Genomic DNA, 25,296 nt, shown 5'->3' on the forward strand with positions numbered 1-25,296 from the left:
CGGGTGGCAACCAACGCTGAGCCCGCCGGGGCGCTCCGCGCTGGCGGCGTGCGTCGCAGCACGCTGCCAGGCGGCCTGCGGGTGGTCACCGAACACTTGCCCGCAGTGCGCTCGGCGTCGGTCGGCGTCTGGGTTGGTGTCGGGTCCCGCGACGAGGGCGCGACGGTGGCCGGGGCTGCGCACTTCCTCGAGCACCTGCTGTTCAAGTCGACCCCGACCCGTACTGCCGTCGACATCGCCCAGGCGATGGACGCCGTGGGGGGCGAACTAAACGCCTTCACCGCAAAAGAGCACACCTGTTACTACGCCCATGTCTTGGACAGCGACTTAGAGCTGGCCGTTGACCTGGTTGCCGACGTGGTGCTCAACGGCCGCTGTGCGGTCGACGACGTTGAACTGGAACGCGACGTCGTGCTCGAGGAAATCGCGATGCGCGACGACGACCCCGAGGACGCGCTGACCGATACGTTCATGACCGCGCTGTTCGGCGACCATCCGGTGGGTCGTCCGGTGATCGGCAGCACGCAGTCGGTGTCGTCGATGACGCGCTCGCAGCTGCATTCGTTTCACGTGCGCCGCTACACCCCGGAGCGGATGGTGGTGGCCGTCGCCGGCAACGTTGAGCACGACGAGGTGGTGCGGTTGGTGCGCGAGCACTTCGGGTCGCGGCTGGTCCGCGGCCGCCGGCCGTCGCCACCGCGCAAGGGTGCGGGCCGGGTCAACGGGCGCCCTACCTTGCTGCTGAACAGCCGCGATGCCGAGCAGACGCACGTGTCGCTGGGCCTTCGCACGCCCGGCCGCGGTTGGGAGCACCGCTGGGCGCTGGCGGTGCTGCACACCGCACTCGGCGGCGGGCTCAGTTCCCGGCTGTTCCAGGAGATCCGCGAGACCCGCGGGCTGGCCTACTCGGTGTACTCGGCGTTGGACCTGTTCGCGGACAGCGGGGCGCTGTCGGTCTATGCCGCCTGCTTGCCGGAACGCTTCGCCGAAGTGATGAAGGTGACCAGCGCGGTGCTGGAAACGGTTGCCCGCGATGGGATCACCGAATCGGAGTGCCGGATCGCCAAAGGGTCGCTGCGGGGCGGGCTGGTGCTGGGGCTGGAGGATTCCGGGTCGCGGATGAGCCGCATCGGCCGCAGCGAGCTCAACTACGGCGCGCACCGCAGCATCGAACACACCTTGCGGCAGATCGACAGAGTGACCCTCGACGAAGTCAACGTGGTGGCGCGACGCTTGCTCGGCAACCCCTACGGCGCCGCTGTCGTCGGACCATATAGGTCGAAACGCACACTGCCACAACAACTTCGCGCGATGGTAGGTTAGCTGCGTGGTATTGGGCTTCTGGGATATCGCGGCGCCTATCGTGGGTGCGCCGATGGCCGGTGGCCCGGGCACCCCGGCGCTGGCCGCGGCGGTGTCGAATGCGGGTGGGCTCGGGTTTGTCGCGGGCGGCTATCTAAGCGCGGACCAGTTCGCCGCCGATATCACTGCCGCGCGCGCCGCCACCACCGGGCCGATCGGGGCCAACTTGTTCGTGCCGCAACCCAGCGTCGCCGACTGGCTGCAATTGGAGTACTACGCCGAAGAACTCGAAGAGGTGGCCGACCACTATCACGTCGAAGTCGGCCATCCGGTACACGGTGATGACGACGACTGGGAACGCAAGCTCGAGGTCGTGGCCGACGTGCGCCCGGAGATGGTGTCGTTCACCTTCGGGGCGCCACCTCCGGACGTAATCAGAAGGTTCAGTGCGCTGGGACTGCTGGTGTCGGTCACGGTGACCTCGGCCTACGAGGCCGGGGTGGCGGTCGCGGCCGGTGCGGACAACCTGGTGGTCCAGGGTCCCGCCGCGGGTGGGCATCGCGGCACGTTCGCCCCCGACATGGAGCCCGGCGCCGAGTCGCTGCACCAGCTGCTCGACAAGATCGGGAGCGCGCATGATGTGCCGCTGATCGCAGCGGGCGGGCTGGGCACCGTCGAGCAGATCGCGGCGGTGCTACGTCGCGGCGCGGTCGCTGCGCAGGTCGGTACCGCGCTGCTGCTCGCGGAGGAGGCCGGCACCCATCCGGCTCACCGGGTGGCGCTGAAGAACCCGTTGTTCGACGCCACGGTGGTCACGCGGGCTTTCTCCGGCCGCTATGCGCGTGGGCTGGCGAACAACTTCACTCGCCTGCTCGATCATGTTGCACCACTTGGCTATCCCGAGATCAACCAGATGACCAAGCCGATCCGGGCGGCGGCGGTTCAGCAGGAGGACCCGCACGGGACCAACCTGTGGGCCGGTGAGGGATACCGGGAGGCCCAGGCAGGCCCGGCGGCCGACATCGTCGCCGCCCTGGCGCCCTACATCCGGTAGTCGCGTCAGTTCAGCAAGCCGGCCGGATCGGTGAATGCAAGACCTAGGTCCTCGGCCACGTGATCGGCCAGCAGCGCTCCAGCGTGGGTCGAAAGGCCTTTGGCCAGTGCGGGATCCGACCGGCAGGCCCCTCGCCAGCCGAGGTCGGCCAGCTTGAGCAGGTACGGCATGGTCGCGTTGGTTAGTGCATAGGTGGACGTCTTGGGAACCGCACTGGGCATGTTCGCCACGCAGTAGAACAGGGTGTCGTGCACGCGGAAGGTGGGTTCGTCATGGGTGGTGGGTCGCGAGTCTTCGAAGCAGCCGCCCTGGTCGATTGAGATATCAACCAGCACCGCTCCCGGTTTCATCTGGGCGACAAGCGAATTCGAGACCAGGCTGGGCGCCTTGGCGCCCGGCACCAGCACCGCCCCGATCACCAGGTCGGCGCGTTTGACCGCGCCGACCAGTTCGTAGGTCGACGAGTAGCGGGTGCCGATGCGACCCGCGAATTCCGCGTCGAGCAGCCGCAGTTTGCCCAGGCTGAGGTCGAGCACCATGACGGAGGCCCCCATCCCGCTGGCGACCCTGGCCGCGTTGTACCCGGCGGTTCCTCCGCCGATCACGACCACGTCGGCCGGCTTGACCCCGGGAACGCCGCCCATCAGGGCGCCGCGACCGCCTTGGGTCCGCATCAGATGATAGGAGCCGACCTGCGCGGAGAGTCGGCCGGCGACCTCGCTCATCGGGGCCAGCAACGGCAGTGCGCCGTCAGCAGTCTGCACCGTCTCGTAGGCGATAGATGTTGTGCCGGAAGCCAATAGCGCGTCGGTGCACGAGCGGGAGGCCGCCAGATGCAGGTAGGTAAACACGATCTGGCCCGAGCGCAGGTAGCCGTATTCGGCTGGCAGCGGCTCCTTGACCTTGAGTACCAGCTCGGCCTCGGCCCACACCTGTTCGGCGGTGTCGGTCAGCTGGGCGCCGGCCGCCTTGAACTTCTCGTCGGCGATGGCCGACCCCTCTCCCGCGCCCGCCTGAATCAGTACCTCGTGGCCGTGATGGGTCAGGGTGGCTACGCCTGCGGGGGTGATGGCGACCCGGAATTCGTTGTTCTTGGTCTCGGTCGGGATTCCTACACGCATGTCCGGGCCTCCTGCCGAGTTCGCTTCCGGGGACAGTTCGATTGTCAGAAAAATCCGCGGTCAGCGCCATCCGGGGCGTCGATCCGGTGCCGATCCGTGTGCCGCTACGCCCGTTGAGGTGCTGGTTATGATTTTCCGATGACTGAGCCTTCCGCGACCGCCACCGTGCAGATCGACGCCACCCCCGAGGCGGTGTACGGCTTAATCACCGACCTGCCGACGCTGGCCTCGCTGGCCGAGGAAGCCGTGAAAATGGAGCTGCGCAAAGGTGCGGAGGTGGCCAGGGGCGCGGTGTTCGTTGGCCACAACGAGAACGGCGGTAAGCGCTGGACCACCAAGTGCACCGTGACCGAGGCCGAGCCCGGCCGGGCTTTCGCGTTCGACGTGCGCGCCGCGATCCTTCCGATTGCCCGCTGGAAGTACGACATCGAGGTCGCGGCAGATGGCTGCCGGGTGACCGAGAGCACCTGGGACCAGCGCCCCGGATGGTTCCGCAAGCTCGCAGGCATGCTCACCGGCGTCGCCGATCGCGACGCGGAAAACACCAAGAACATCCAGCTCACGCTGCAGCGCCTCAAGCAGCGGGCCGAAGAAAGGTAGTACCGCGGGTACCGTGTACCGGAGCGCCTGAGTAAAATGCCAAGTGGTTCGGTAGGACGCGAGGCGAGGGGGCCTTGATGAGCACGGTTGACGACAGGGCGGTGGGACCGCATTCGTCGGAATCCGACGCCGCCGACCACGAGCGGCTGGTCCTTGAGGCGCGCAACGTCGAATTCGACTGGGCATCGCTGCCGTTTCACTACGTTCCGAACGAGCCGATGGCGACCCACGTCCTCAATGTCCTGCATCTGCTGCTGCCGGCGGGCGAGGAGTTCTTCGTCGAGGTGTTCAAGAAGACGTTACCGCTGATCAGAGACGACCAGCTGCGGCTGGACGTGCAGGGCTTCATCGGCCAGGAGGCGATGCATTCGCAGGCGCACTCCGGTGTGCTCGCCCATTTCGACGCCCAGGGCATCGACCTGACACCGTTCACCGGCCAGGTGCGGTGGTTGTTCCAGAATTTGCTGGGGGAAAGGCCGTGGCGCAGCGCTCGGCGGCAGCACAGCTGGCTGCTGGAGCAGGTGGCGCTAATCGCGGCGATCGAGCACTACACCGCCGTCCTGGGCGAATGGGTGCTGGACTCACCGGCTCTGGATGCCGCGGGCACCGACCCGGTAATGCTGGACATGCTGCGCTGGCATGGGGCCGAGGAAGTCGAGCACAAGGCAGTGGCGTTCGACACCATGAAGCACCTGCGAGCCAGTTACTGGCGGCAGGTGCGCACGCAGCTGGTGGTAGCGCCGGTGATGCTGCTGATGTGGATTCGCGGGGTTCGGTTCATGTTCTCCGTGGATCCCTGCGTGGCGCCGGGAACCAGGGCGCGCTGGCGCGACTACCTGCGGGCGGCGCGTCGCGGATTGGTGCCCGGACCGTTCCAGTTGATCCGGGTTGTTGGTTCCTACTACCGGCCGAACTTTCATCCTTCCGAGCTGGGCGGGCTGGAGCGGGCCGTCGATTATCTGGCGGTATCACCTGCTGCCCGGGCGTCGCACTGATCATGGGTTCGATGCGGACAGTCGCAGCCTCCGACGGCGTTCTGCTTGCGGTACACAGCTACGGCGAGCCGGACCGCAAGCTCCCGACGGTGCTGGCTGTGCACGGCTATCCCGACAACCATCGGATCTGGGACGGCGTGGCTGCAGAGCTGGCGGGCCGGTACAACGTCACCGCGTACGACGTCCGTGGATGTGGTGAATCATCCTGTCCGACAAGTAGATCTGGGTATCTGCTGCCGCAGTTGGTGTCCGACATGAGCGTGGTGATCGACGGCCTGGGTGTAGACCGCGTGCATCTGCTGGCGCACGACTGGGGTTCGGTGCAGGGCTGGGCGGCGATCACAGACGAGTCGCTGGCGGAACGGATCGGGTCGTTCACCTCGATCTCGGGTCCACACCTACCGTACGCGGGTAGCTTCCTGCGCTCGGCACGCACGCCGCGTGCTGCGCTGGCCGTGGCCAGACAGGTGCTGTCTTCGGGCTATATCGGGTTCCTGTTGTGCCCAGGGTTGCCGGAACTTACCTTCCGATCCGGGCTCGGGGTGAAAGTCGTTGCGGCTCTTGAACGCATCGGACAGCCCGGCGGTACGCGCGGGCGGGCGCCGCGGGCAATCGGTGACTACGTCAACGGGTTGGAGCTCTACCGGGCCAATTTGCGCGGACCCCTGTTGTCGCCGGGTCCGGTGCAGGCGCAGACCGATGTCGCGGTCCAGGTGCTAGCGCCTACCAAAGACATCTTCATCACCCCCGCCCTGCAGCGGTTCATCGGCGCAATCCCGCGGCGCGGGAGGACCGTTGCAGTCGAAGGCGGGCACTGGGCGGTGACTTCCAACCCCGCCGAGGTCGCCCAGTTGACCGGCGAGTGGATCGACCAGGCCTCGGCCGGGGCGGTGACCCCGGATGTCGCCGCAGGCGTGCCGAAATGACCGAGTCGCCGAGCATTTGGGGAACCCGGCCCGCCGACCTGTACGGCCGCCGGAACCGAGACCGGTTTCTGACGGCGCTGTGGGGTGTGCGCACGGTGATTGGTGGCCTGTCGGCGGCGTCGCGATGGACCCCGGCGCGGGTGCGACCGGTGCAGCGCACGCATCACGCGACCGTCGTGGGACGCGAACTCGTCGCGCCCGATGTCGTGGCGCTCACCCTGGCCGATCCACTCGGCGGGTTACTCCCGTCCTGGACGCCCGGCGGGCATATCGACGTGCAGCTGCCGTCGGGTCGGCGGCGGCAGTATTCGTTGTGCGGATCCCCCGGCCAGCGCACTGAGTACCGAATCGCGGTGCGGCGCATTGCCGACGGCGGCGGCGGTTCAATCGAGATGCACGACGCCTACCGCGTTGGCGACACGCTGGTGTTCGAAGGCCCGCGCAACGCGTTCTATCTCGGTGCGGCCGAGGGCGAGGTGTTGTTCGTTATCGGCGGCATCGGCGTCACCCCCATCCTGCCTATGCTGCGAGTAGCCGAGCAACGCGGAATCAATTGGCGCGCAATCTATGCCGGCCGCAGCAGAGAATACATGCCGTTCCTGGACGAGGTGGTGGCGGTGGCGCCGGAGCGGGTGACGGTGTGGGCCGACGACGAGCGCGGCGGCGTCGCACCCGTCCAGGACCTCTTGGCTGGTGCCGGCCCGTCGACCGCCGTGTACGTCTGCGGGCCGGCCGCCATGCTCGAGGCGGTGCGGGTGGCCCGCGACGCACACGCCGATGCGCCACTGCACTACGAGCGATTCAGCCCGCCACCGGTGGTGGACGGCACGCCCTTCGAGCTGGAACTGGCCCGGTCCCGCGAAGTGCTCTCCGTTCCGGCCAATCGCTCGGCGCTGGAGGTGATGCTGGACCGCGACCCCACCACCGCGTACTCCTGCCGGCAAGGTTTCTGCGGCACCTGTAAGGTGAAAGTGCTTGCCGGACAAGTCGATCACCGTGGCCGCGCCGTAGAAGGCGACAACGATATGCTGGTGTGCGTGTCTCGGTCCGGCGGCGGCCGGATTGTCATCGACGCCTAGATCACCCCGCTTTCGGCCAGGGCGTCCGCGAATTTCGCAAGGTCGGTGGCGAATAGCGCGGGTTGTTCGAAGGCAGCGAAGTGACCGCCACGGCCTTGCACCGAGTAGTGAATCAGGTTGTAGCGCGCCTCGGCCCAGGCCCGCGGCGTCTGCATCAACTCGAAGGGATACACCGCATATCCGGTGGGGACGTCGACACGACCGGTCCATTCGTCCAGGGGGCTGGTGCCCGCGCGTGCCGCTTCGCAGTAGAGGCGCGCGGCCGAGGTCGCGGTGCCGGTGAGCCAGTAGAACATCAGGTTGTCGATGAGCCGGTCGGTGCTGATCGGCATGCCGCCCCGGGTGTCGCACCATGCGTGGAACTTCTCGAGTATCCAACCCGCCAAGCCCAGCGGTGAATCGTCGAGCCCGAAGCCCAATGAATGCGGGCGCGTCGACTGCAGCTGCATATAGGCGGTGCCATCCTTGGCGCGTTCGCCGCTGGCGACGAGGGCAGTGAGTTCGGAGTCGGTGATTTTCGCCAACAGTTCTTGGTCGTTCTGGTCAGGTGGGGCGAACAACATGTTGGTGTGGATCGCTGCGACGCGGTGTGCGTAGTGTTCCCCGAGATGGCGGGTGATAAGAGCGCCCCAGTCGCCACCCTGGGCCACGTAACGTTCGTACCCCAGTTGGGCCATCACGTCGTCGACCACCGCGGCAATACGGGCCACGTCAACTCCGCGTTCGCGGGTGGGTCCGGAGAACCCGTAGCCGGGCATCGATACCGCCACTATGTGAAAGCGCTTCCGCAGCAACGGAAGTGTGTCGAGGAACTCGACGATCGAACCAGGCCAGCCGTGCGTGATCGCCAGCGGAACGGCATGTGGATGGTCGGATTTCGCGTGTAGGAAATGCACCCGCTGGCCGGCCGCCTCGGTCATGAAGGAGCCCGCGGCGTTGACCTCGGCTTCGACGGCTCGCCAGTCATAGTGGTGCAGCCAATGCTCGACGACATCGCGGAGAAACGTCTGCTCGGTGCCGTAGTCCCAACTGGCACCATCGATTTCGGCTGGCCAGCGCGCCGTGCTGAGCCGCTGCCGCAAGTCGTCGAGCTCAGCTTCTGGAACGTCGATCCGGTAGGGCTGGGGTTGTCCGGTGCCTGGTGTCAGGTTCTCGGTCATGCCCCGGCCGATCGACATAGGCGGTAGCCCACGTGTGGCACGCTCACACCGGGCAGTGGCTTCCAGATGAAGGTGCGGCCGTCCACTTCGAACTCCTTCTTCTCGTAGAATTCTCGTGCCTTGCGGTTCTTCTCGGCACACCACAGGACCATGTCGCTGTGCGGATACTGCTCCAGCGCTTTGTTCAGCAGCTCGCCCCCGACGCCGGCACGTTGACTCGTCTCCTTCACATAGAGCGCATCGATCTGAATGTGCTTGGGATTGGCGAGGTCTGGGCCTAAGAGCATCATGCCTTGCAGTTGGCCGCGAGCTTCGGCCAGCCACATCGCCCAACCGCCGCGGTTCAGTGTGGTCGGGTAAGAGGTCTCGACCCAGATCTTGGGCGTGACGATCATGTCCAGCACGTGCGGTGCGACGATGCCGTCCCACGACTGCCGCCACACCGGATAGTGCATCGCTGCCACCCGCGCGTAGTCCTTTGGCTTGGCTTCGCGGATCCGGGTCTCGCTGGATCTCACGTGAGCACCTCCGTCGGCTGCATCTGGCATATCGATCATCCAGCCTAGAGATGCACTCTCGGGCCGGGTATTGGCGTGCCCCGCTCAAGGTCCAGCGCGTTCGTCGTCGTTGTCGCGCAGGAGTCGTTCCGGATGGTGATAGGAGTTCGAGCGCGGTTGGTTGCGATCGAGGTGGGGTGGCGGGGTCCAGGCGGTGCGATTATCGCGCCGTTTGCTGGTTTTCCAGCCGTGGTTGAGCAGTTTGTGGTTGGGCCCGCAGGCCAGTGTCATTCTGTCGACGTCGGTGCGGCCTCCGGCGGCCCACTCGTCGATATGGTGGACCTCGCATTTGTCGGCAGTGACGTCGCAGCCGGGGAACGTGCACCCGCGTTCGGCGGCGAAGAGTGTCAGCCGTTGGTCGGTGGTGGCGATGCGGCGGCTGCGGCCCAGGTAGAGGGGCCGGTTGGAGTGGTCATCGAACACGGCGAGGTAGTGATACGCGTCGCGGCTCATGCGGATGAGGTCGCGCATCGGTAGTTGGACTCCGGACGCGGTGACCCCGTGACCGGCAGCGTCAGTCAGTTCCCGCAGCGTGGTGGAGACGACCACAGTAACGGGCATTCCGTTTTGCTGACCTAGGGCGGGGTTCCCGAGTTGGCTTGTCACGAGCAGATTTAGGGCGTCGTGCTGGCGTTGGCGTGGGGTGCGGGTGTCCGCCGCGGCGGCCTGGTCGGTCGGCTCGGCGTCGACAAATGGGTTGGTGTCGGCGGGATTGGCCATCCCGGGGGCGGCGAATTTGGCCAGCCAAGCGTCGAGCTTGGCGCGTAGTTCCGGGGTGGCTATCAGGGTGCCTTCGCTCATCCCGTCGGCACTTTGCGGCTTCCAGGTGAAGCCGCGCTTGCGAGCACGATCGCTGTCCGAGAACTTACCGTCCGGATTGAGATAGCAGGCCATGCGCTTGGCGACTTTGTCCAGCTGGTCGGGGCGCAACTGGGTCGCCTGGAAAGCCAAAGCTTCCTCGGCGTCTTCGACGACGGCCGGAGGAAGATCTTGGGGCACCCCTTCTACGAATCTCTGGATCACCTTCAGGTGTTCCGGGTCGAGCATGCCGTCGCGCCACTGTCGGGCGGTGGCGGGGAGTTCGGGTGGCAGCTGCTCGCCGGTCATCGTGACACGGGGCGCCAGCTGCGCGGCGTCGCGGATTCGGCGCCGGGCCTCGGCGTAGCTGAGGCGGGACCAGTCGGCGATGACCTGGTGGGGCGCGCCGCCTAGGGCAGAGATCTCCTCCTGGGCCAGAGAGTGGATGATGTCGAGGATGACCACCGCCTGAAGCCGACGGGAGGTTTCCAGCCGTTGATGGGCCCGCAGGCGGATCGTCAGGTCCAGAGTGTCGAAGTTGACTTCGCGAAGCCCCGCGACGGCGGCATCGAGGGCCTCGAAACGGGCCACGACGTCGGCCGGAAGGGCAATCGCACACATGTTCGAATGCTATCAGCCGGATTGACAGGGCCGTAGCGGCACGACAGGCGCGATGTGGATAAACCGCCAACTGTGGATAGCCGGAACGCTCGGTATTGTTCGCCGTCTGCGGCCGGGCGAAGACCGCTGCCAGGACTTACCGACCGGTCCGCGCGTCCTGATCTCGAACAGTAGGCTGCAGACCATGCGGGTAGGAGTGCTGGGGTCCAAGGGCAAGGTTGGCGCGACGATGGTTCAGGCCGTCGAGGCGGCCGACGATCTAACGCTGTCGGCCGAGGTGGACGCAGGCGACCAGCTGAGCCTGCTGACCGAGCGCGACACCGAGGCTGTCATCGACTTCACTCATCCGGATGTCGTAATGGATAACCTGAAGTTTTTGATAGACAACGGGATTCATGCGGTGGTCGGTACCACCGGTTTCACCGCAGAGCGCCTAGAACAGGTCGACTCGTGGCTTGCCGCCAAACCCGGCACCGCAGTGCTCATCGCGCCCAATTTCGCTATCGGAGCCGTCCTGTCCATGCATTTCGCCAAGCAGGCGGCCCCATATTTCGACTCGGTTGAGGTCATCGAATTGCATCACCCGCACAAAGCGGACGCGCCATCGGGAACGGCGACCCGCACCGCGAAGCTGATCGCGGAAGCGCGAAAAGAATTGCCCCCCAACCCCGACGCCACCAGCACCGGCCTCCCGGGGGCACGCGGCGCCGACGTCGACGGCATCCCGGTGCACGCGGTTCGGTTGGCAGGGCTGGTCGCTCACCAGGAAATCCTGTTCGGCACCGAGGGCGAGACGCTGACCATCCGCCATGACAGCCTCGATCGCACGTCATTTGTGCCCGGCGTTCTGCTGGCGGTGCGTCGCATCGCCTCGCGCCCCGGCCTGACCGTTGGCATAGAGTCGCTGCTCGACCTGCAATGACCGAGACCGGGCGCACCATCCGCATCCAACTGCTCATCGCCTTGATGTGTGTCGCGATGCTGGCCTACTTCGTCCTGCTCGGCCGCGCCGCGATGATTATGATCGGTTCGGGCCGGCCCGCCGCTGGGGCGTTAGGGCTTGCGGTACTAGTGATGCCGTTCCTGGGACTGTGGGCGATGGTTGCGACCCTGCGGGCCGGCTTCACATATCAAAAACTGGCCCGGCTGATCGCTGAAGACGAGCTGGAACTCGATATCAGTGCGCTGCCGCGACGAGCGTCCGGACGCATCGAACGCGACGCTGCGGACGCACTATTCGCCACCGTGCGAACCGAACTGGACGAGGACCCGGACAACTGGCGTCGCTGGTACCGCCTAGCGCGCGCCTACGACTATGCGGGCGACCGCAGGCGGGCACGCGAGGCGATGAGGACCGCCGCCCAGCTCCAGGCGCTCCAATGACCAAGACGCTGTTGATCATTCATCACACTCCGTCGCCGCATTGCCAAGAGATGTTCGAGGCGGTGGTGGCCGGCGCGACCGACCCCGAAATCGAGGGGGTGGAAGTCGTACGCCGCCCGGCCCTGACGGTCTCGCCGGTTGAGATGCTGCAGGCCGACGGTTATCTGCTTGGCACGCCGGCCAACCTGGGCTACATCAGCGGTGCTCTCAAGCACGCATTCGACTGCGCCTACTACCAGTTGCTCGATTCGTCGCGTGGCCGTCCGTTCGGTGTCTACCTGCACGGTAACGAGGGCACCGAAGGTGCCGAGCGGGGGCTGACCGGCATCACGAATGCGCTGGGGTGGGCCAAAGCCGCAGAGACCGTGGTGGTTTCAGGTAAACCGGGCAAGCAGGACGTGGAAGCGTGCTGGAACCTTGGGGCGACGGTCGCTGCCCAGCTAATGGAGTAAGCGCCCAGCGGGCGGCACTCGAAAATAGCAGGCGGCCGCACGGTTGGTGGGGCCCGCGTGGACTAGGTGTATGTGGGCCTGAACGCATCGGCGGGTTGCGCCAGCGCCAGTGCCGAACTCGAGCCGATCGGCCCGTGCTGGTCGAAGAGGATCGCGCTGCCGGTGGCCACACCGGCTGTGCCGTAATGGCTTTGGGCTGCCAGCCCGATGTACTCGCCATCCGGCAGCCGGCTTGCGGTTACGGTGTAGTCCGCGTTAATGTAGCGTAATCCGCTTGTGCCCCAATGAGTTAGCGAACTTGTCACGTCACCGACGAAGGACAGGCGGGTGAACGGGGTTAGTGGGAAGCCGGCCACCATCGGCCGGAAAAGCCTTGTCCACGCGAACTTCGGTGAGTTCGCCTGCTCCCACTCGCCGGCGGCGATGCCCGGACTGCCTTCCATCGTGGCGCCATAGCCCCAGATCAGAAAAGGCATCTCGTCCGGAAATCCTGTCGAATTGACCGGAAGGGGAGGCATCCGCACCGGCGCCGACCAGACCTCTCCGTCGGGATGTTCGCCGCGCCGCAGGAACAGTGCGCTGGCCCGTGCCACGATCTTGCCGTTCTGCACTAGCGCGCCGTCGACGAGCTTGATACGACGTCCTTCTCGCTGCACCGAGGTCTGAATCCGCACCGGCTCGAGCAGCGCCGGGCGCAACAGGTCAACTGTGAGTCGGGCGGGCTGAAAATCGGCGTCGACGCCGGATCGCTCGATACCCCAACCCAACAGGCCGCCGACGATCTGACCGCCCATTGTCGCGCCCCAGGGGCCGCGCGTCATCTCGCCGGGTAGGTAGAAATCGCCGTCGACGGTGAAGAACGCGTCGAGCGCAGCGGCGGAGTCGGCGGTCGTCATCGATCTCAGACTAGCCCGCGATTCAGGACGTAAGTCCCTGGCCACCGGCCCTCCATTTCTGCAGGCTGAAACCCATGAGCACGTACCGGAATCAGCACGTTCGCGACGCGGTCCGAGAAATCAACAGGCGGGTGACCAACCCGGTGATGATGGCTTTGGCAGGCCGTCGCCACTGGTACGCGTCGGTAATTCGGCACACCGGCCGCAACTCCGGGCGGCAATACCAGACCCCAGTCGTTGCGATCACCGTGCCCGGCAAAGTCCTGGTGCCGCTGCCGTACGGCGCGGGCGTCGACTGGCTGCGCAACGTGGTTGCCGCCGGCTCAGCGACAGTTATGACAAAAGGGTGCACCGTTGAAGTGGCGCGGCCACGCGTGGTTGACGCAGCCACTGCCGAGCCACAGCTTCCGGCGCGGTGGCGGTGGATCCTGCATGCCGCCAACGTCGACAGCTACCTCGAGGCAGCTTTGAACTAATCCTTCTGCGCTAGCGGTCTGGACCGTGGGCCACGACGCTCCTACGGTTTGGGTAAGACGTTCGATCGGGCGGCAGAAGGAGCCGAGGCCATGGTGGACATCGTCGAGATTCCCCGCGACGGCAACCCCTTCCCTCGGACGGGTATTTCCTTCGACGGCAACGGCATCCCACGGTACGACGACATCCCCGCCACCCTGTTGGGCATGCTGGCCGAGCATGTGGATACTCGCCCGGACAGCGAGGCCGTTGTCGAACTGGGCGCGCAGCGGTTGACGTACCGGCAGTTGTGGGACCGTTCGGCGCGGGTTTCCGGGGGGTTGCGGGCGGCCGGGCTCAAACCCGGCGACCGCGTTGCTATTCGCCATCCGGCCGGCGTTGACTGGGTGCTGGCATTCTGGGGCACGGTCATGGCCGGAGGCATTGCGGTGGCGGTCAACACGCGCTCCGCTCAGCCGGAAGTGGACTTCGTTCTTGCCGACGCCGAGACGCACATCGATCTGGCGCCGGGCGCGCCACTGCTCGACGGTCAGCCGTACGTGACCGAGCGGGCCGAAAGCACCGACGTTGCCGCGCTGTTCTACACCTCAGGCACCACCGGTCACCCCAAAGGCGTACCGACCACGCATGAGGCATTTTTGACCAACACCGAGAACGCCCTCCGGTGCCTGCGGCAACCCCGGGACATCGGTGAAGCCTTACGCACCCTAATTTCGGTGCCCTTGTTTCACGTGACAGGCTGCAACTCACAGCTTTTGGCTGCCCACCGGCTCGGCGGCGCGGCGGTGATCATGCCGGCTCTGCACCTCGACGAGTTGGTGACCGCACTGAACGCCGAACGTATCTCGGTGATGGTGACTGTTCCCGCAATCTACTCGTTGTTATTGCGGCACAAGGGGTTCGCTGGCGCCGACGTATCCTGCGTCCGCTGGGCAGGGTATGGCGGCGCACCGATCGCCCCCTCGCTGGTCCGGTCGGTGAAGGCCGCCTTTCCTTGCGCTCACGTGTTCAACGGTTACGGCATGACCGAGAGCGCTTCGTTGATGACCGCCTTACCCGACGAGGATGCGGTCGAGCATGCCGAATCGGTCGGATATGCCGTTCCCTCAGTAGATCTCGGTGTGATCCCGATGGATGACGGCGCCGGCGGACTGGTCGGAGAACTTGTGAGCCGGGGCGCCAATATCACCAGCGGGTACTGGAACCGCCCGGACGCGACCGCTGCGACCATCGTCGACGGCTGGTTGCGCACCGGCGACGTGGTCCGCGTAGACAAGGCCGGCCGCGTGCATATCATCGATCGGCTCAAGGACATCATCAACCGGGGTGGCGAAAATGTTTCCAGCGTGGAGGTGGAGGGCGTGTTGCTGTCGGCGCCCGGTGTCACTGATGCCTGCGTGCTCGCGGTTCCCGACGAGGTGATGGGCGAAAAGGTGGGCGCGGTGCTGATCGGAGAGCAGGTGGATGTGACGGCGGTGCTCGAGCATTGCCGCAGGCAACTGGCCGACTTCAAAATTCCGCAGTACGTCTCGGTGGCGACCACTCCGCTGCCGCGCAACGCCGGCGGCAAGCTACTCAAAGGTGCGCTCCGTGAACAGGTGCAATGGGGTCCGGCCCTGCGCTGAGCCGGGCCGCCCCAGCCGGCACTATTCGCGCGGCGCGCGGGCTGAATGGGTGCTTAGACCGTCGGAAAGTGTCACGCTCGATACAGCTGTATTAAGACTGCTGGCGGTTGCGTTACGGCCTTGTGAATGAATCCATCGCCAGCATCGTCACCAAGGTAGGGGGAGCCGACTTCAGCAAACACATGACCGCAACGCCATGTCTTCAGATAAGGAGCGCCCAGATGTCATTCCTCACCACCCAGACCGAAGAGCTTGCCGCGGCGGCGGCCCGATTGCAGACCGTCGGCACGCAATTCGTCGCACAGAACCGTGCCGCCGCAGCATCCACCACCGGCATCCTTCCCGCGGCCGCCGACGAGGTATCGGCGCTGCAGGCGTCGCTATTCGACGCGTATGGCACTCTCTACCAGCAGGTCAGTGCCGATGCGGCGGCCATGTACGACATGTTTGTGCACACCTTGGGCGTCAGCGCCGGCACCTATGCGGCCACCGAGGCCGCCAACTCCGTTGCGGCGGCCGCCGCGCCGTCGCCGGCGGCCTCGGTGTTGCCGTCGCCACTGTCCGACCTGGCGAACATCGTCAACATCGGGGTAGGCAACTGGGCCTCGGCCGCGTCGAACTTCATCGGTCTGGCAAACGGCGCGCTGATCAACCCGGTGCAGCAGGGCGCGGAAGGCGCCGCGGCGGCGGGCGCGGCGGCGGTTGCGACGACGAGTGCCGGTGCCGGCCCGGTGGTGGCCGCCGTCGGTGGCGCCTCGACGATCGGCGCACTCTCGGCACCGCCGGCGTGGGCCGGAACAACGTTGGTGTCGGCCACCTCCGCCGCGCCCCGGGCGGTGGGTTGGCTGGCTACCGCGCCGCAGACCGCGCCGGCGACGACGTTCCTGCCCGGGATGCCCGGCATGGTGTCGACGGGACGGAACAGCGCCGGGTTCGGTGCGCCCCGCTACGGCGTCAAGCCCATTGTCATGGCAGCAGCCCAAGTCTAGAGAAACGGTATGTAGCAATGGATTTCGGAGCATTTCCGCCAGAGTTCAATTCCGCGCGGATGTACGCGGGTGCCGGGTCGGCACCCATGATGGCGGCCGCCACGGCCTGGAACGGTCTGGCAGTCGAGTTGACCACCACGGCGGCCGCCTTCGACTCGGTGATCACCGAGTTGACCACTGAGCAGTGGCTGGGACCGGCCTCGCTGTCGATGGCGGCCGCGGCGCAGCCCTTTGTGGCGTGGTTGACCCAGACCGCCGAGTCGACAGCGCTGGCAGGCGCGCAGGCGATGGCGTCGGCGGCGGCCTTCGAGGCGGCATTCGCGATGACGGTCCCACCCGCCGAGGTGGCCGCTAACCGCGCGCAGCTGGCGGCGCTGATAGCCACCAACGTCCTGGGGCAGAACACGCCGGCCATCGCCGCCACCGAAGCGCTTTACGGCGAAATGTGGGCGCAGGATGCGTTGGCCATGTACGGCTACGCGGCGGCATCGGCCACGGCCGGAAAACTGAACCCGCTGACTGCGCCCGCCGAAGCAACCAATCCGGCGGGCATAGCCGGACAGGCCTCGGCGGTCAGCCGAGCGGCAGCCGGCTCCGGATCGCAGGTCGGTCTGAACAATTTGATCGGGACCGTGCCCGACGCCGTCATGGGTCTGGCTGCTCCGGCCGCGGCGGCGAACCCGATCGGCGATGCCATTAGCGACTTCCTGAGCATTCCGTTCGTCGACAACGCGATCAACGGCGTGCTCAACACTGCCGCGTGGCTCACCACCGCCGGCGTCACCACTGCGGTGTTCCTGCAGCACACGCTGGACACGGTGCCGGGGGCCGCGGCCGCCGTCGGACTCGCGCCGTTCGCGGCGGCCGGGCTGGCCGGCTCGGTGACACCGGCCGGGATGGGCGGATTGGGTTTGGGCACGGCGTCGTCGGTAGGGGGCCTGTCCGTGCCGGTCAGCTGGGCGACGGCAGCGCCGGCCGTCACCGTCGGGGCCACCGCGGCGCAGCCCAGCAGCTGGACCGTGCCGGCGGAGGCCGCACCGATCGCCGGCATACCCGGCGCGCCGGGCCTGGCTATGGGCGGCAGGGGCGCGGGCGGATACGCCGGACCGCGCTACGGCGTCAAGCCGGTCGTTATGCCCCCGGTCGTTGTGTGAGCGCCCCCCGGTCGTCGTATGCGTAGACCGTGCGAACAGCAACCAGTCGAATTCTATGAATTCTGTATGTTCGGCGACTGCGCAAACGACGTCCCAAGGCGGCCGCAGCCCGAGATCTAGGCTTCTGAGCAGTGCAGATAAGACGACACCGACCGCGAACCGCGGTGGTGCGGGGCCCCGGGGATTCGTGGAACATGCAAAGCAACGGCGACTTGTTCGCGACGAATTGGTGGGGTCTTCGGTGGGTCGGTAGGCGTTCGCCGTGCCGGAACGGAAAGCCGCCCGGCTGGGCAGCGCACCGGTACCGAGGTACCCCGGGGACGGATGCAGATTGGATTTTGGAGCGTTACCACCGGAGGTCAACTCCGCGCTGATGTACGCCGGCGCCGGGACGACGCCGCTACTCGCGGCCGGGGCGGCGTGGAATAGCGTGGCCGCCGAGTTGAGTGCTGCCGCATCGGAGTTTGAGTCGGTGGTCACCAGGCTGACCACCGAGCAATGGATGAGTCCGGCGGCGCGGACGATGGCTGCGGCGGCTCGACCGTTCTCGGCCTGGTTGAGTCGCACTGCCGATTGTTTGGCGGGTGCCGCGGGGCAGGCCAGGGCGTCGGCCGCCGCGTTCGAGGCGGCGTTTGCGGCGGTGGTGCCTCCGGCCGAGATTGCCGCCAACAGGGCGCTACTGGCGGAACTGACGATGACCAACCCGCTGGTGCAGAACATGTCGGCCATCGCGGCCACCGAGGCGCGCTACGGGGAGATGTGGGCCCAGGATGCCGCCGCGATGTATGGCTACGCGGCGGACTCGGCGATGGCCGGGAGACTGGAAGCGCTGAGCAGCCCATCGGCGGGGAGCGATCCGGCGGCAACGTCCGCGATCCAGGCTGACCTGGCAGCACTCATCGGTACCGGTTCCGACGCAATGATGGGTTTGGCGTCACCGGGCGCCACGGCGTCACCGACATCAGTCGGCGGGATCATCGGCCTGCTGGCCGCGATCGATTCCCTCGACCACCCGTTCTTTGAGATTGTCAACCACGTCAAAGCCGTTTACGCCGACTTCGGCGCGAACTTCTCCAGCATGGTGATACCGGCCAACGACGACGATGCCACCGACGAATTCGCCGAGATCGCCGCCCCGCGGGCCGCGGGGCGGACCGGCTCCACTGGGCCCGCGGTACCGTCACGCGCGGCACCGGTGGTGAGCGCCTCGCGCGCCGCGACGTCGGTTGGTCGCCTGTCGGTCCCGACGAGCTGGTTGAGCGCGGCGCCGCCGCCGAGCGCCGATCCGTTGGTGACTGGCACTGGCTGGGTGGCGCCCGACGAGAACGGCATGATCGACGCGGTGCCGCCCGGGGGACTAGGTCTAGTCCCGAACGGTGGCCGGCCGGCCGCTGGGCCGCGATACGGCGTCAAACCGACGGTGATGCCCAAGCACGGCGCCTTCTGATCCTGGCCGTACGCTAAGCGCTATGCGGCCGGCAGCGCGCGAACACCAGACAACTCTGCTGATAGCGAATCGCGGCGAGATTGCGCTCCGAATCATCCGCACCGCAACCGAACTGGGCTTGGCTACCGTCGCGGTCTACGCCGACGACGACGCTGACAGCCCGCACGTGCACGCGGCCGACAAGGCGATTGGCCTGCCGGGAAACGGGGTGGCGGCCTACCTGGATCGTGCCGCGGTCCTGGCGGCTGCCGAATCAGCCGGTGCCAAGCTGATCCATCCGGGTTACGGGTTCCTCAGCGAGAGCGCACAATTCGCGCAAGCCTGCGCTAGCGCAGGCTTTGCGTTCGTGGGCCCGGACGCCGCCGCGCTTGAGCTGTTCGGCGACAAGTCCGCCGCCCGCGGTGCCGCGGTCGCTGCCGGGGTCCCGGTGCTGGCGGCCACCCAAGGGCCGAGCAGCGTCGACGACGTGCGCGCATTTTTCGCCGATCACCACGGCGGCATCATGATCAAGGCGTTGGCTGGTGGTGGTGGCAGGGGCATGCGCAGGGTGGACAGTGCCGACCAGATCGAGGACGCCCACCGGCAATGCGCCGCGGAGGCTCAGCTCGGCTTCGGCGAGCCGGCGGTATTCGCCGAGGCGCTGCTGCGCGACGCTCGGCACATCGAGGTCCAGGTCGTGTCCGCGCCGGCGGGAGAGCAGATACGGGCCCTCGCGCTCGGCGACCGTGACTGCAGCATTCAGCGCCGTTATCAAAAGCTGGTTGAAATCGCGCCTGCGCAACAACTTTCCGGCGATATACGGCACGCACTGCACAGCGCCGCTGCCCGGTTGTGTGCTCGGGTGGGCCTATGCGGCCTGGCCACCGTCGAATTCCTCTTGTCCGGCCCAGAATTCGTCTTCATCGAAGTCAACCCGCGGATTCAGGTGGAGCACACCGTCACCGAGGAAGTTACCGGCATTGACCTGGTTGCGTTACAGCTGGCCATCGCGCAGGGCGCCGACTACGGGCAGCTGCAACTGCCCCCTGGAATCGCCTCGGACGGTACCGAACTCACCGGGCGGCCAGCGCAGTCGCACGGCATCGCGATCCAGGCCCGGGTCAACATGGAGACCTTCGCTCCGGACGGATCCGTGCTGCCCACATCGGGCACCCTGAACGTGTTCTCGCCGCCCGTCGGTCCGGGTGTGCGGGTGGATACCTACGGGCGGCCGGGGCTGACAACCAGCCCGCGGTACGATTCGCTGCTGGCCAAGGTCATCGCCCACATACGGGGCACCTCCTTTTCGGCGGCGGTCCGCAAAACACATGCCGCGCTGGGCGAATTCGGTATCGAGGGCGTCGGCACCAACCTCGATTTCCTGCGAGAGCTGCTGTCTGACAGCGACTTCCAAACAGCACCCGCGACGACGGATTTCCTTGACAGCCGACTTTCCCGGCTGGCCGCGGCGGCGCCGCGCCGGCGTCGCCAGCAGGCTCACATCGAGCTCTACCCGGGGGAAGAAGTGTTGCGTGCACAGCTCGCCGGGACGGTGATAGAGGTGGCGCCCGAGGGCGCTGACGTGCAAGCCGGCGGACAGCTAGTGGTGCTGGAGGCGATGAAGATGCAGCACGTGGTTGTCGCTCCAGGCGCCGCGCACACCACACGCAACCTGATAGAAGCCGGACAGGTCGTAGGGACCGGGGACCCGCTGGTGGTCTTCACCCGCACCGGGCCCGGCTTCGACAACGAATCATGCTCGGGGGAACTTGATCTCGATTCTTCTCGTGATGATCTCGACGAGGTGCGGCGGCGGCACCTGATCACCCTGGACGAAGGCCGCGAGGCTGCTGTTGCCAAGCGGCATGAGCGCGGCCGCCGCACCGCCCGGGAGAATATCGCCGATCTGATCGATCCTGGCAGTTTCGTCGAGTACGGCGCGCTGGCGATCGCCGCGCAGCGCAGCAGGCGCTCCGAAGATGATCTGATCGCCAACACCCCCGCTGACGGACTTGTCGCCGGCCTGGCCACTATCGGGGCGGACAGCTTCGGACGCGATGCCGCAGAGGCGGTGGTGGTGTCCTACGACTACACCGTGCTGGCCGGTACCCAGGGTATGCGCAACCATGCCAAGACCGACCGGGTTTTTGACCTCGCCGTCCGAAAGAGGCTGCCCGTGGTGCTGTTTGCCGAGGGCGGTGGTGGACGGCCTGGTGACACCGACGTCGGCGGCCACGCGGGACTGGATGTGCCGACCTTCCGGGTACTGGCAGGCTTATCGGGGCGAGTTCCGTTGATCTCGATAGTCTCGGGGCGTTGCTTTGCCGGAAACGCCGCGCTGGCCGGTGTCTGCGATGTGATCATCGCAACGCCGGACGCCAACATTGGCATGGGCGGCCCGGCGATGATCGAGGGTGGCGGCTTGGGGGTCTACCCGCCGGAGGCGATCGGACCCATTGATGTACAGCGGCGCAACGGCGTGGTGAGCCTGGTTGCACGCGACGAGTCGCACGCGGTCACGCTGGCCAAACAGTACTTGTCCTACTTCCAGGGTTCGCTCAAGAGCCCGGTGGCGCCCGATTCGCGGCTGGCACGGCATGTGGTGCCGCAGAACCGGTTACGCGCCTACGATGTGCACCGGGCGATTGAGTCGATTGTCGACGTAGGCTCGACTCTGGTGCTGCGCCCCGACTATGGCGTTGGCATCGTCACAGCTCTTGTGCGGGTGGAGGGTGAGGCGTACGGACTGATCGCCAACAGCAGCCACCATCTCGGGGGCGCGATCGACGCCGAGGCCGCCGACAAGGCCGCGGACTTCCTTGCACTGTGCGAATCGTTTCAGCTTCCGGTGATATCGCTCTGTGACACACCGGGTTTCATGGTGGGTCCGGAAGCGGAGAAAGAGGCAGCAGTTCGCCGGTTCGGCCGGATGTTCATCGTGGGCGCGCAATTGACAGTGCCATTTGGAATGATAATCCTGCGCAAGGGATATGGTCTAGGTGCGATGGCCATGGCCGGCGGCTCATTCCATGCGCCGCAATTCACCGTCGCCTGGCCGACCGGTGAGATCGGCGGTATGGGACTGGAAGGTGCGGTGCGCCTTGGGTTCAGCAAGGAATTAGCCGCAGCCGAGGATGACACGGAACGCAAAGCATTATTCGACAAGCTGGTTGCCGCCGCCTATGAGCACGGCAAAGCATTACGCGCCGCCACCACTTTCGAACTCGACGACGTGATAGACCCGTCAGAGTCCCGCGCCTGGATCACCAGGCTGCCGGGACGCTGACGGGATGTGGACAGGTCAGTCGCTCAGATCACAGCGGATCAGCCGTGGCCGGTGCCGCAGCCCACGCCGGGCAGGCAGCCCTCGCCACCGGGAACGCCGCCGGGACCAGCGAATTGGCCGCCGCTACCGCATCCAACACCCGGGATGCAGCCTTGGCCTCCGGGCCCCCCACCGGGACCTTGGTTCACACCGCCCGAACCGCAGTTGCCGTTCGCGTCGCAGCCACTGCCGCCTGGGTCAAGGGGTGCGGGTGCGAAGTGCGTGATCCCCGTGCTGGGAGAGCCCGGCACCGTCGCAACGACGTCCGCTGCTGCCATTGGCGCCGCGGCAATCGCTGTAGCGACAGCCCCGGCCACCACCAGTGGTTTCATGAAATTCAATTTCGATAACATGCACTTCGCATACCACGTGTGCACATCTTCAAACATTGCCCGAAAACATCTTTCGTCACTTCCGACAGACAGCAGGCTCACACCATGACTTCACTTGAGTTGACCGGCCGCACAGCCATCGTCACGGGTGCCTCGCGCGGCATAGGGCTCGCGATAGCGCAGAAGCTCGCCGAAGCCGGCGCCAATGTGGTGCTCACCGCGCGTAAGCAGGAAGCCGCCGACGAGGCAGCCGCCCAGGTCGGCGGGCGTGCACTGGGTGTCGGTGCGCACGCGGTGGACGAGGACGCAGCGCGGCGCTGCGTGGATCTCGCCCTGGAACGGTTCGGGCAAGTGGACATCCTGGTCAACAACGCGGGCACCAACCCGGCTTTCGGACCGCTGATCGACCAGGATCACGCCCGGTTTTCCAAGATTTTCGACGTCAATCTGTGGGCGCCCCTGTTGTGGACGTCACTTGTCGTCAAAGCGGGAATGCGCGAGCACGGCGGCGCGATCGTCAACACCGCTTCGATCGGCGGCCTGCACCAGTCGCCGGGGATGGGTATGTACAACGCGACCAAGGCCGCACTTATTCACGCGACCAAGCAATTGGCACTGGAACTCTCACCGCGCGTCCGGGTCAACGCGATTGCCCCCGGTGTGGTGCGCACCAGGCTCGCCGAGGCGCTGTGGAAAGGGAACGAGGATCCGCTCGCGAAATCCATTGCGCTGGGCCGAATCGGCGAGCCCGTCGACGTGGCCAGTGCGGTCGCGTTCCTAGTTTCCGACGCGGCGAGCTGGATCACCGGCGAAACTATGGTGATCGATGGCGGTCTGCTTTTAGGCCCGGCGGGAGGTTTTCAATCCCAGTGACCGCCCGTCAACGCAGCGCTGTCGCGAACGTCTCCGTCATCGCCGCCCAGTGCCGCTCGGCGGCCGCGGCGTCGTAGGGCGCGTTGTCGGGCACCGCGAACCCGTGCCCGGCTTGGTACCACTCGATGGTGTGCCGGACTCCCGCCGCGGTCAGCGCCTTGCCCAGCTGCTCGGCGTGGTCGGCGGTGAACGACGGGTCGTTCTCGGCGCCACCCACGTACACCGCCGCGTCTATGCGTTCGGCCAGCAGGTGCGGGCTGTCTTCGTTGTCGCTCACCAGGCCGCCGCCGTGGAACGACGCCGCGGCGGCGACCCGTTCCGGAAGGCGCCCCGCCAGCAGCACCGAGATACGCCCGCCCATGCAGTAGCCGCAGACACCGAACCGTTCGCCGGAGACCTCGGGACGTCCGGCCAGGTAGTCGAACAGTGCCCGCGCATCGCGGGTGATCCGGTCCGGGGTCAGGGTACCGATCATGAACATGATCCGGGCTCTCTCGTCGGCGTCGCTGAACACCGACGCCATATCGAACGGGGCCCAGTCACCCTCCCGGTAGTACACGTCAGGGAGCAGGACGGCATAACCGAATCCGGCCAGCTTGGTCGCCATCTCATCGAAAGTGTCCCTTGCGCCACCGGCGTCGGGGAACATCACGACGCCGGGCCAGGGACCGGCCCCGTCGGGGGTGAACAACGCGATCTGGCAGGTCCCGTCGGGGGTGCTGACGCTGTCAATGATTTTTGGCATGCCTTTCGTTCTACTCCGCCTCTCTGCACGGCTGGAGAGCACCGTCGAATCACCGACCGGAAATCGCGGCCAGGTCCCACTCCTGCAGGCAAGCGCGGCTAAGCTGACCGCGTGCTGATCGCGACGCCGTACGAAGATCTGCTGCGCTTGGTTCTGGACAAGGGAACGGCCAAATCCGACCGCACCGGCACCGGCACGCGCAGCCTTTTCGGCCAGCAAATCCGGTACGATCTGTCCGCCGGATTCCCGCTGCTGACCACCAAGAAAGTGCATCTGAAGTCTGTGGTGTACGAGTTGCTGTGGTTCTTGCGCGGCGACTCCAATATCGGCTGGCTACATGAGCACGGTGTCAGCATCTGGGACGAATGGGCCAGTGAGACAGGCGAACTGGGTCCGATCTATGGTGTGCAGTGGCGGTCGTGGCCGACCCCGAGCGGCGAACACATCGACCAGATCAGCGCTGCGCTGGAGTTGTTGCGCACCGACCCGGACTCGCGACGCATCATCGTGTCAGCGTGGAATGTCGGCGAGATTCCGCAGATGGCGCTGCCGCCGTGCCACGCGTTCTTCCAGTTCTACGTCGCTGACCGACGATTGAGCTGCCAGCTCTACCAGCGCAGCGCGGACCTGTTTCTCGGGGTGCCGTTCAATATCGCCAGCTATGCGCTGCTCACCCACATGATGGCCGCCCAGGCGGACTTAGACGTCGGTGAGTTCGTCTGGACCGGCGGTGATTGCCACATCTACGACAACCACCTGGAGCAGGTGCGGCTGCAACTCACCCGCGAGCCGCGGCCATACCCGAAACTGGTTTTGGCGCATCGGGATTCGATCTTCGACTACTGCTACGAAGACGTTGTAGTGGAGAACTACGACCCGCACCCGGCGATCAAAGCCCCAGTAGCTGTATGACCGGCCTGGTCTGGGCACAGTCGACGTCGGGGGTTATTGGGCGCGCCGGTGCCATCCCATGGCGGGTGCCCGAGGACATGGCCCACTTCAAACAGATCACCCTGGGGCACACGGTGGTGATGGGGCGACGGACGTGGGACTCGCTACCTCCGCCTAACCGGCCGTTGCCGGGGCGACGGAACGTGGTGCTGAGCCGCCAGAGCGGTTTCGTGGCCGACGGCGCCGAGGTGGCCGGATCCCTCGACAAGGCGCTCACCGACCCCGACGACACCTGGGTGATCGGTGGCGGCGAGATCTACCTGCTGGCTCTGCCCCGGGCGACGCGATGCGAGGTCACCGAGGTCGATGTCGTGCTGCCACGGGACGACGGCGACACCATCGCCCCGTTGTTGGACGAGACGTGGCGCGGCGAGGCTGGGGAATGGCAGGTCAGTCGCTCGGGCCTGCGGTACCGGTTCCACAGCTACTCTCGAGCGTGAGGGGGCGTGGCGGCGTCC

25 protein-coding genes are annotated in these 25,296 nt (G+C 66.4%); 18 read left to right on the top strand and 7 right to left on the bottom strand.

The genetic code is table 11. The features are described 5' to 3' along the window. The first annotated feature begins 3 nt into the window (after nt 1–3). Both H0P51_RS10695 and H0P51_RS10700 read left to right on the top strand, forming a co-directional pair. Entirely contained in the window at nt 4–1,323 is a 1,320-nt protein-coding gene (locus H0P51_RS10695; RefSeq protein ID WP_425488985.1) for a M16 family metallopeptidase, read from the top strand. Between the two features lie 4 nt (nt 1,324–1,327). Next, nucleotides 1,328–2,356, top strand: a complete 1,029-nt coding sequence (locus H0P51_RS10700) for a nitronate monooxygenase (RefSeq protein ID WP_180917916.1) — start codon at nt 1,328–1,330, stop codon at nt 2,354–2,356. A gap of 5 nt (nt 2,357–2,361) precedes the next feature. On the opposite strand, the gene ald is transcribed toward H0P51_RS10700, so the two are convergent. Beyond that, nucleotides 2,362–3,477, bottom strand: coding sequence for an alanine dehydrogenase (gene ald, locus H0P51_RS10705; protein ID WP_180917918.1), 1,116 nt, complete (start codon nt 3,475–3,477; stop codon nt 2,362–2,364). 138 nt (nt 3,478–3,615) lie between these two features. Here ald and H0P51_RS10710 point away from each other — a divergent pair, with 138 nt between their 5' ends. The 4 genes from H0P51_RS10710 to H0P51_RS10725 all read left to right on the top strand — a co-directional run bounded on the left by H0P51_RS10710 (nt 3,616) and on the right by H0P51_RS10725 (nt 7,077). Then, the gene (locus H0P51_RS10710) at nt 3,616–4,077 is read left to right on the top strand and encodes an SRPBCC family protein (protein WP_180917920.1); all 462 of its coding nucleotides are present in this window, start codon (nt 3,616–3,618) and stop codon (nt 4,075–4,077) included. A gap of 77 nt (nt 4,078–4,154) precedes the next feature. Next, nucleotides 4,155–5,072 carry a metal-dependent hydrolase gene (locus tag H0P51_RS10715; protein ID WP_180917922.1) on the top strand — a complete coding sequence of 306 codons (918 nt, stop codon included), beginning with the start codon at nt 4,155–4,157 and terminating at the stop codon, nt 5,070–5,072. 11 nt (nt 5,073–5,083) lie between these two features. Next, nucleotides 5,084–5,998 (top strand): alpha/beta fold hydrolase, encoded by a 915-nt coding sequence (locus H0P51_RS10720; RefSeq protein WP_281373951.1) that lies wholly within the window; start codon nt 5,084–5,086, stop codon nt 5,996–5,998. Continuing rightward, nucleotides 5,995–7,077 carry a PDR/VanB family oxidoreductase gene (locus tag H0P51_RS10725; RefSeq protein ID WP_213016736.1) on the top strand — a complete coding sequence of 361 codons (1,083 nt, stop codon included), beginning with the start codon at nt 5,995–5,997 and terminating at the stop codon, nt 7,075–7,077. The genes H0P51_RS10720 and H0P51_RS10725 overlap by 4 nt, the downstream gene beginning before the upstream one ends. On the opposite strand, the gene H0P51_RS10730 is transcribed toward H0P51_RS10725, so the two are convergent. From H0P51_RS10730 to H0P51_RS10740, 3 genes are all read right to left on the bottom strand, one after another. Next, nucleotides 7,074–8,255 (bottom strand): epoxide hydrolase family protein, encoded by a 1,182-nt coding sequence (locus H0P51_RS10730; protein ID WP_246398553.1) that lies wholly within the window; start codon nt 8,253–8,255, stop codon nt 7,074–7,076. The two genes, H0P51_RS10725 and H0P51_RS10730, sit on opposite strands and share 4 nt — an antisense overlap. After that, nucleotides 8,234–8,755 (bottom strand): GNAT family N-acetyltransferase, encoded by a 522-nt coding sequence (locus H0P51_RS10735; protein WP_425488986.1) that lies wholly within the window; start codon nt 8,753–8,755, stop codon nt 8,234–8,236. Before H0P51_RS10735 ends, H0P51_RS10730 begins: the two co-directional genes overlap by 22 nt. 84 nt (nt 8,756–8,839) lie before the next feature. After that, nucleotides 8,840–10,213 (bottom strand): HNH endonuclease signature motif containing protein, encoded by a 1,374-nt coding sequence (locus H0P51_RS10740; RefSeq protein ID WP_180917926.1) that lies wholly within the window; start codon nt 10,211–10,213, stop codon nt 8,840–8,842. A 184-nt stretch (nt 10,214–10,397) separates the two neighbouring features. Between H0P51_RS10740 and dapB the strand changes: the two genes are divergently transcribed. The 3 genes from dapB to H0P51_RS10755 are packed head-to-tail and all read left to right on the top strand — an operon-like array spanning nt 10,398 to nt 12,048. After that, the gene (gene dapB / locus H0P51_RS10745) at nt 10,398–11,135 is read left to right on the top strand and encodes a 4-hydroxy-tetrahydrodipicolinate reductase (protein WP_180917928.1); all 738 of its coding nucleotides are present in this window, start codon (nt 10,398–10,400) and stop codon (nt 11,133–11,135) included. Continuing rightward, nucleotides 11,132–11,596 (top strand): hypothetical protein, encoded by a 465-nt coding sequence (locus H0P51_RS10750; RefSeq protein WP_180917930.1) that lies wholly within the window; start codon nt 11,132–11,134, stop codon nt 11,594–11,596. The genes dapB and H0P51_RS10750 overlap by 4 nt, the downstream gene beginning before the upstream one ends. Continuing rightward, nucleotides 11,593–12,048 (top strand): flavodoxin family protein, encoded by a 456-nt coding sequence (locus H0P51_RS10755; protein WP_180917931.1) that lies wholly within the window; start codon nt 11,593–11,595, stop codon nt 12,046–12,048. Before H0P51_RS10750 ends, H0P51_RS10755 begins: the two co-directional genes overlap by 4 nt. Nucleotides 12,049–12,110: 62 nt before the next feature. Here H0P51_RS10755 and H0P51_RS10760 read toward each other — a convergent pair whose 3' ends face one another. Next, complete coding sequence (locus H0P51_RS10760; RefSeq protein WP_180917933.1) at nt 12,111–12,944, bottom strand: thioesterase family protein; 834 nt, start codon at nt 12,942–12,944, stop codon at nt 12,111–12,113. Between the two features lie 74 nt (nt 12,945–13,018). Between H0P51_RS10760 and H0P51_RS10765 the strand changes: the two genes are divergently transcribed. From H0P51_RS10765 to H0P51_RS10790, 6 genes are all read left to right on the top strand, one after another. Beyond that, a complete protein-coding gene (locus H0P51_RS10765; RefSeq protein WP_180917935.1) occupies nt 13,019–13,420 on the top strand; it encodes a PNPOx family protein in 402 nt (133 codons plus the stop codon). 99 nt (nt 13,421–13,519) lie between these two features. After that, complete coding sequence (locus tag H0P51_RS10770; protein WP_425489043.1) at nt 13,520–15,043, top strand: class I adenylate-forming enzyme family protein; 1,524 nt, start codon at nt 13,520–13,522, stop codon at nt 15,041–15,043. 221 nt (nt 15,044–15,264) lie between these two features. Beyond that, the gene (locus H0P51_RS10775) at nt 15,265–16,032 is read left to right on the top strand and encodes a PPE family protein, SVP subgroup (RefSeq protein ID WP_180917943.1); all 768 of its coding nucleotides are present in this window, start codon (nt 15,265–15,267) and stop codon (nt 16,030–16,032) included. A gap of 17 nt (nt 16,033–16,049) precedes the next feature. Next, complete coding sequence (locus H0P51_RS10780) at nt 16,050–17,186, top strand: PPE family protein (protein ID WP_180917945.1); 1,137 nt, start codon at nt 16,050–16,052, stop codon at nt 17,184–17,186. A 331-nt stretch (nt 17,187–17,517) separates the two neighbouring features. Then, nucleotides 17,518–18,633 carry a PPE family protein gene (locus H0P51_RS10785; protein ID WP_180918883.1) on the top strand — a complete coding sequence of 372 codons (1,116 nt, stop codon included), beginning with the start codon at nt 17,518–17,520 and terminating at the stop codon, nt 18,631–18,633. 22 nt (nt 18,634–18,655) lie between these two features. Then, nucleotides 18,656–21,898 (top strand): acetyl-CoA carboxylase family protein, encoded by a 3,243-nt coding sequence (locus tag H0P51_RS10790; RefSeq protein WP_180917947.1) that lies wholly within the window; start codon nt 18,656–18,658, stop codon nt 21,896–21,898. A gap of 38 nt (nt 21,899–21,936) precedes the next feature. On the opposite strand, the gene H0P51_RS10795 is transcribed toward H0P51_RS10790, so the two are convergent. Then, nucleotides 21,937–22,269 (bottom strand): PE-PGRS family protein, encoded by a 333-nt coding sequence (locus H0P51_RS10795; RefSeq protein ID WP_180917949.1) that lies wholly within the window; start codon nt 22,267–22,269, stop codon nt 21,937–21,939. A gap of 105 nt (nt 22,270–22,374) precedes the next feature. Here H0P51_RS10795 and H0P51_RS10800 point away from each other — a divergent pair, with 105 nt between their 5' ends. Beyond that, nucleotides 22,375–23,142 (top strand): SDR family oxidoreductase, encoded by a 768-nt coding sequence (locus tag H0P51_RS10800; protein ID WP_180917950.1) that lies wholly within the window; start codon nt 22,375–22,377, stop codon nt 23,140–23,142. A gap of 7 nt (nt 23,143–23,149) precedes the next feature. Here H0P51_RS10800 and H0P51_RS10805 read toward each other — a convergent pair whose 3' ends face one another. Beyond that, nucleotides 23,150–23,887: a dienelactone hydrolase family protein gene (locus H0P51_RS10805; protein ID WP_180917951.1), complete on the bottom strand. Its 738-nt coding sequence runs from the start codon at nt 23,885–23,887 to the stop codon at nt 23,150–23,152. 111 nt (nt 23,888–23,998) lie between these two features. Here H0P51_RS10805 and H0P51_RS10810 point away from each other — a divergent pair, with 111 nt between their 5' ends. Further along, entirely contained in the window at nt 23,999–24,799 is an 801-nt protein-coding gene (locus tag H0P51_RS10810; protein WP_180917953.1) for a thymidylate synthase, read from the top strand. Next, complete coding sequence (locus tag H0P51_RS10815; RefSeq protein WP_180917955.1) at nt 24,796–25,278, top strand: dihydrofolate reductase; 483 nt, start codon at nt 24,796–24,798, stop codon at nt 25,276–25,278. The genes H0P51_RS10810 and H0P51_RS10815 overlap by 4 nt, the downstream gene beginning before the upstream one ends. The last annotated feature ends 18 nt before the right edge of the window (nt 25,279–25,296 follow it).

Source organism: Mycobacterium vicinigordonae, assembly GCF_013466425.1.
GTDB lineage: Bacteria > Actinomycetota > Actinomycetes > Mycobacteriales > Mycobacteriaceae > Mycobacterium > Mycobacterium vicinigordonae.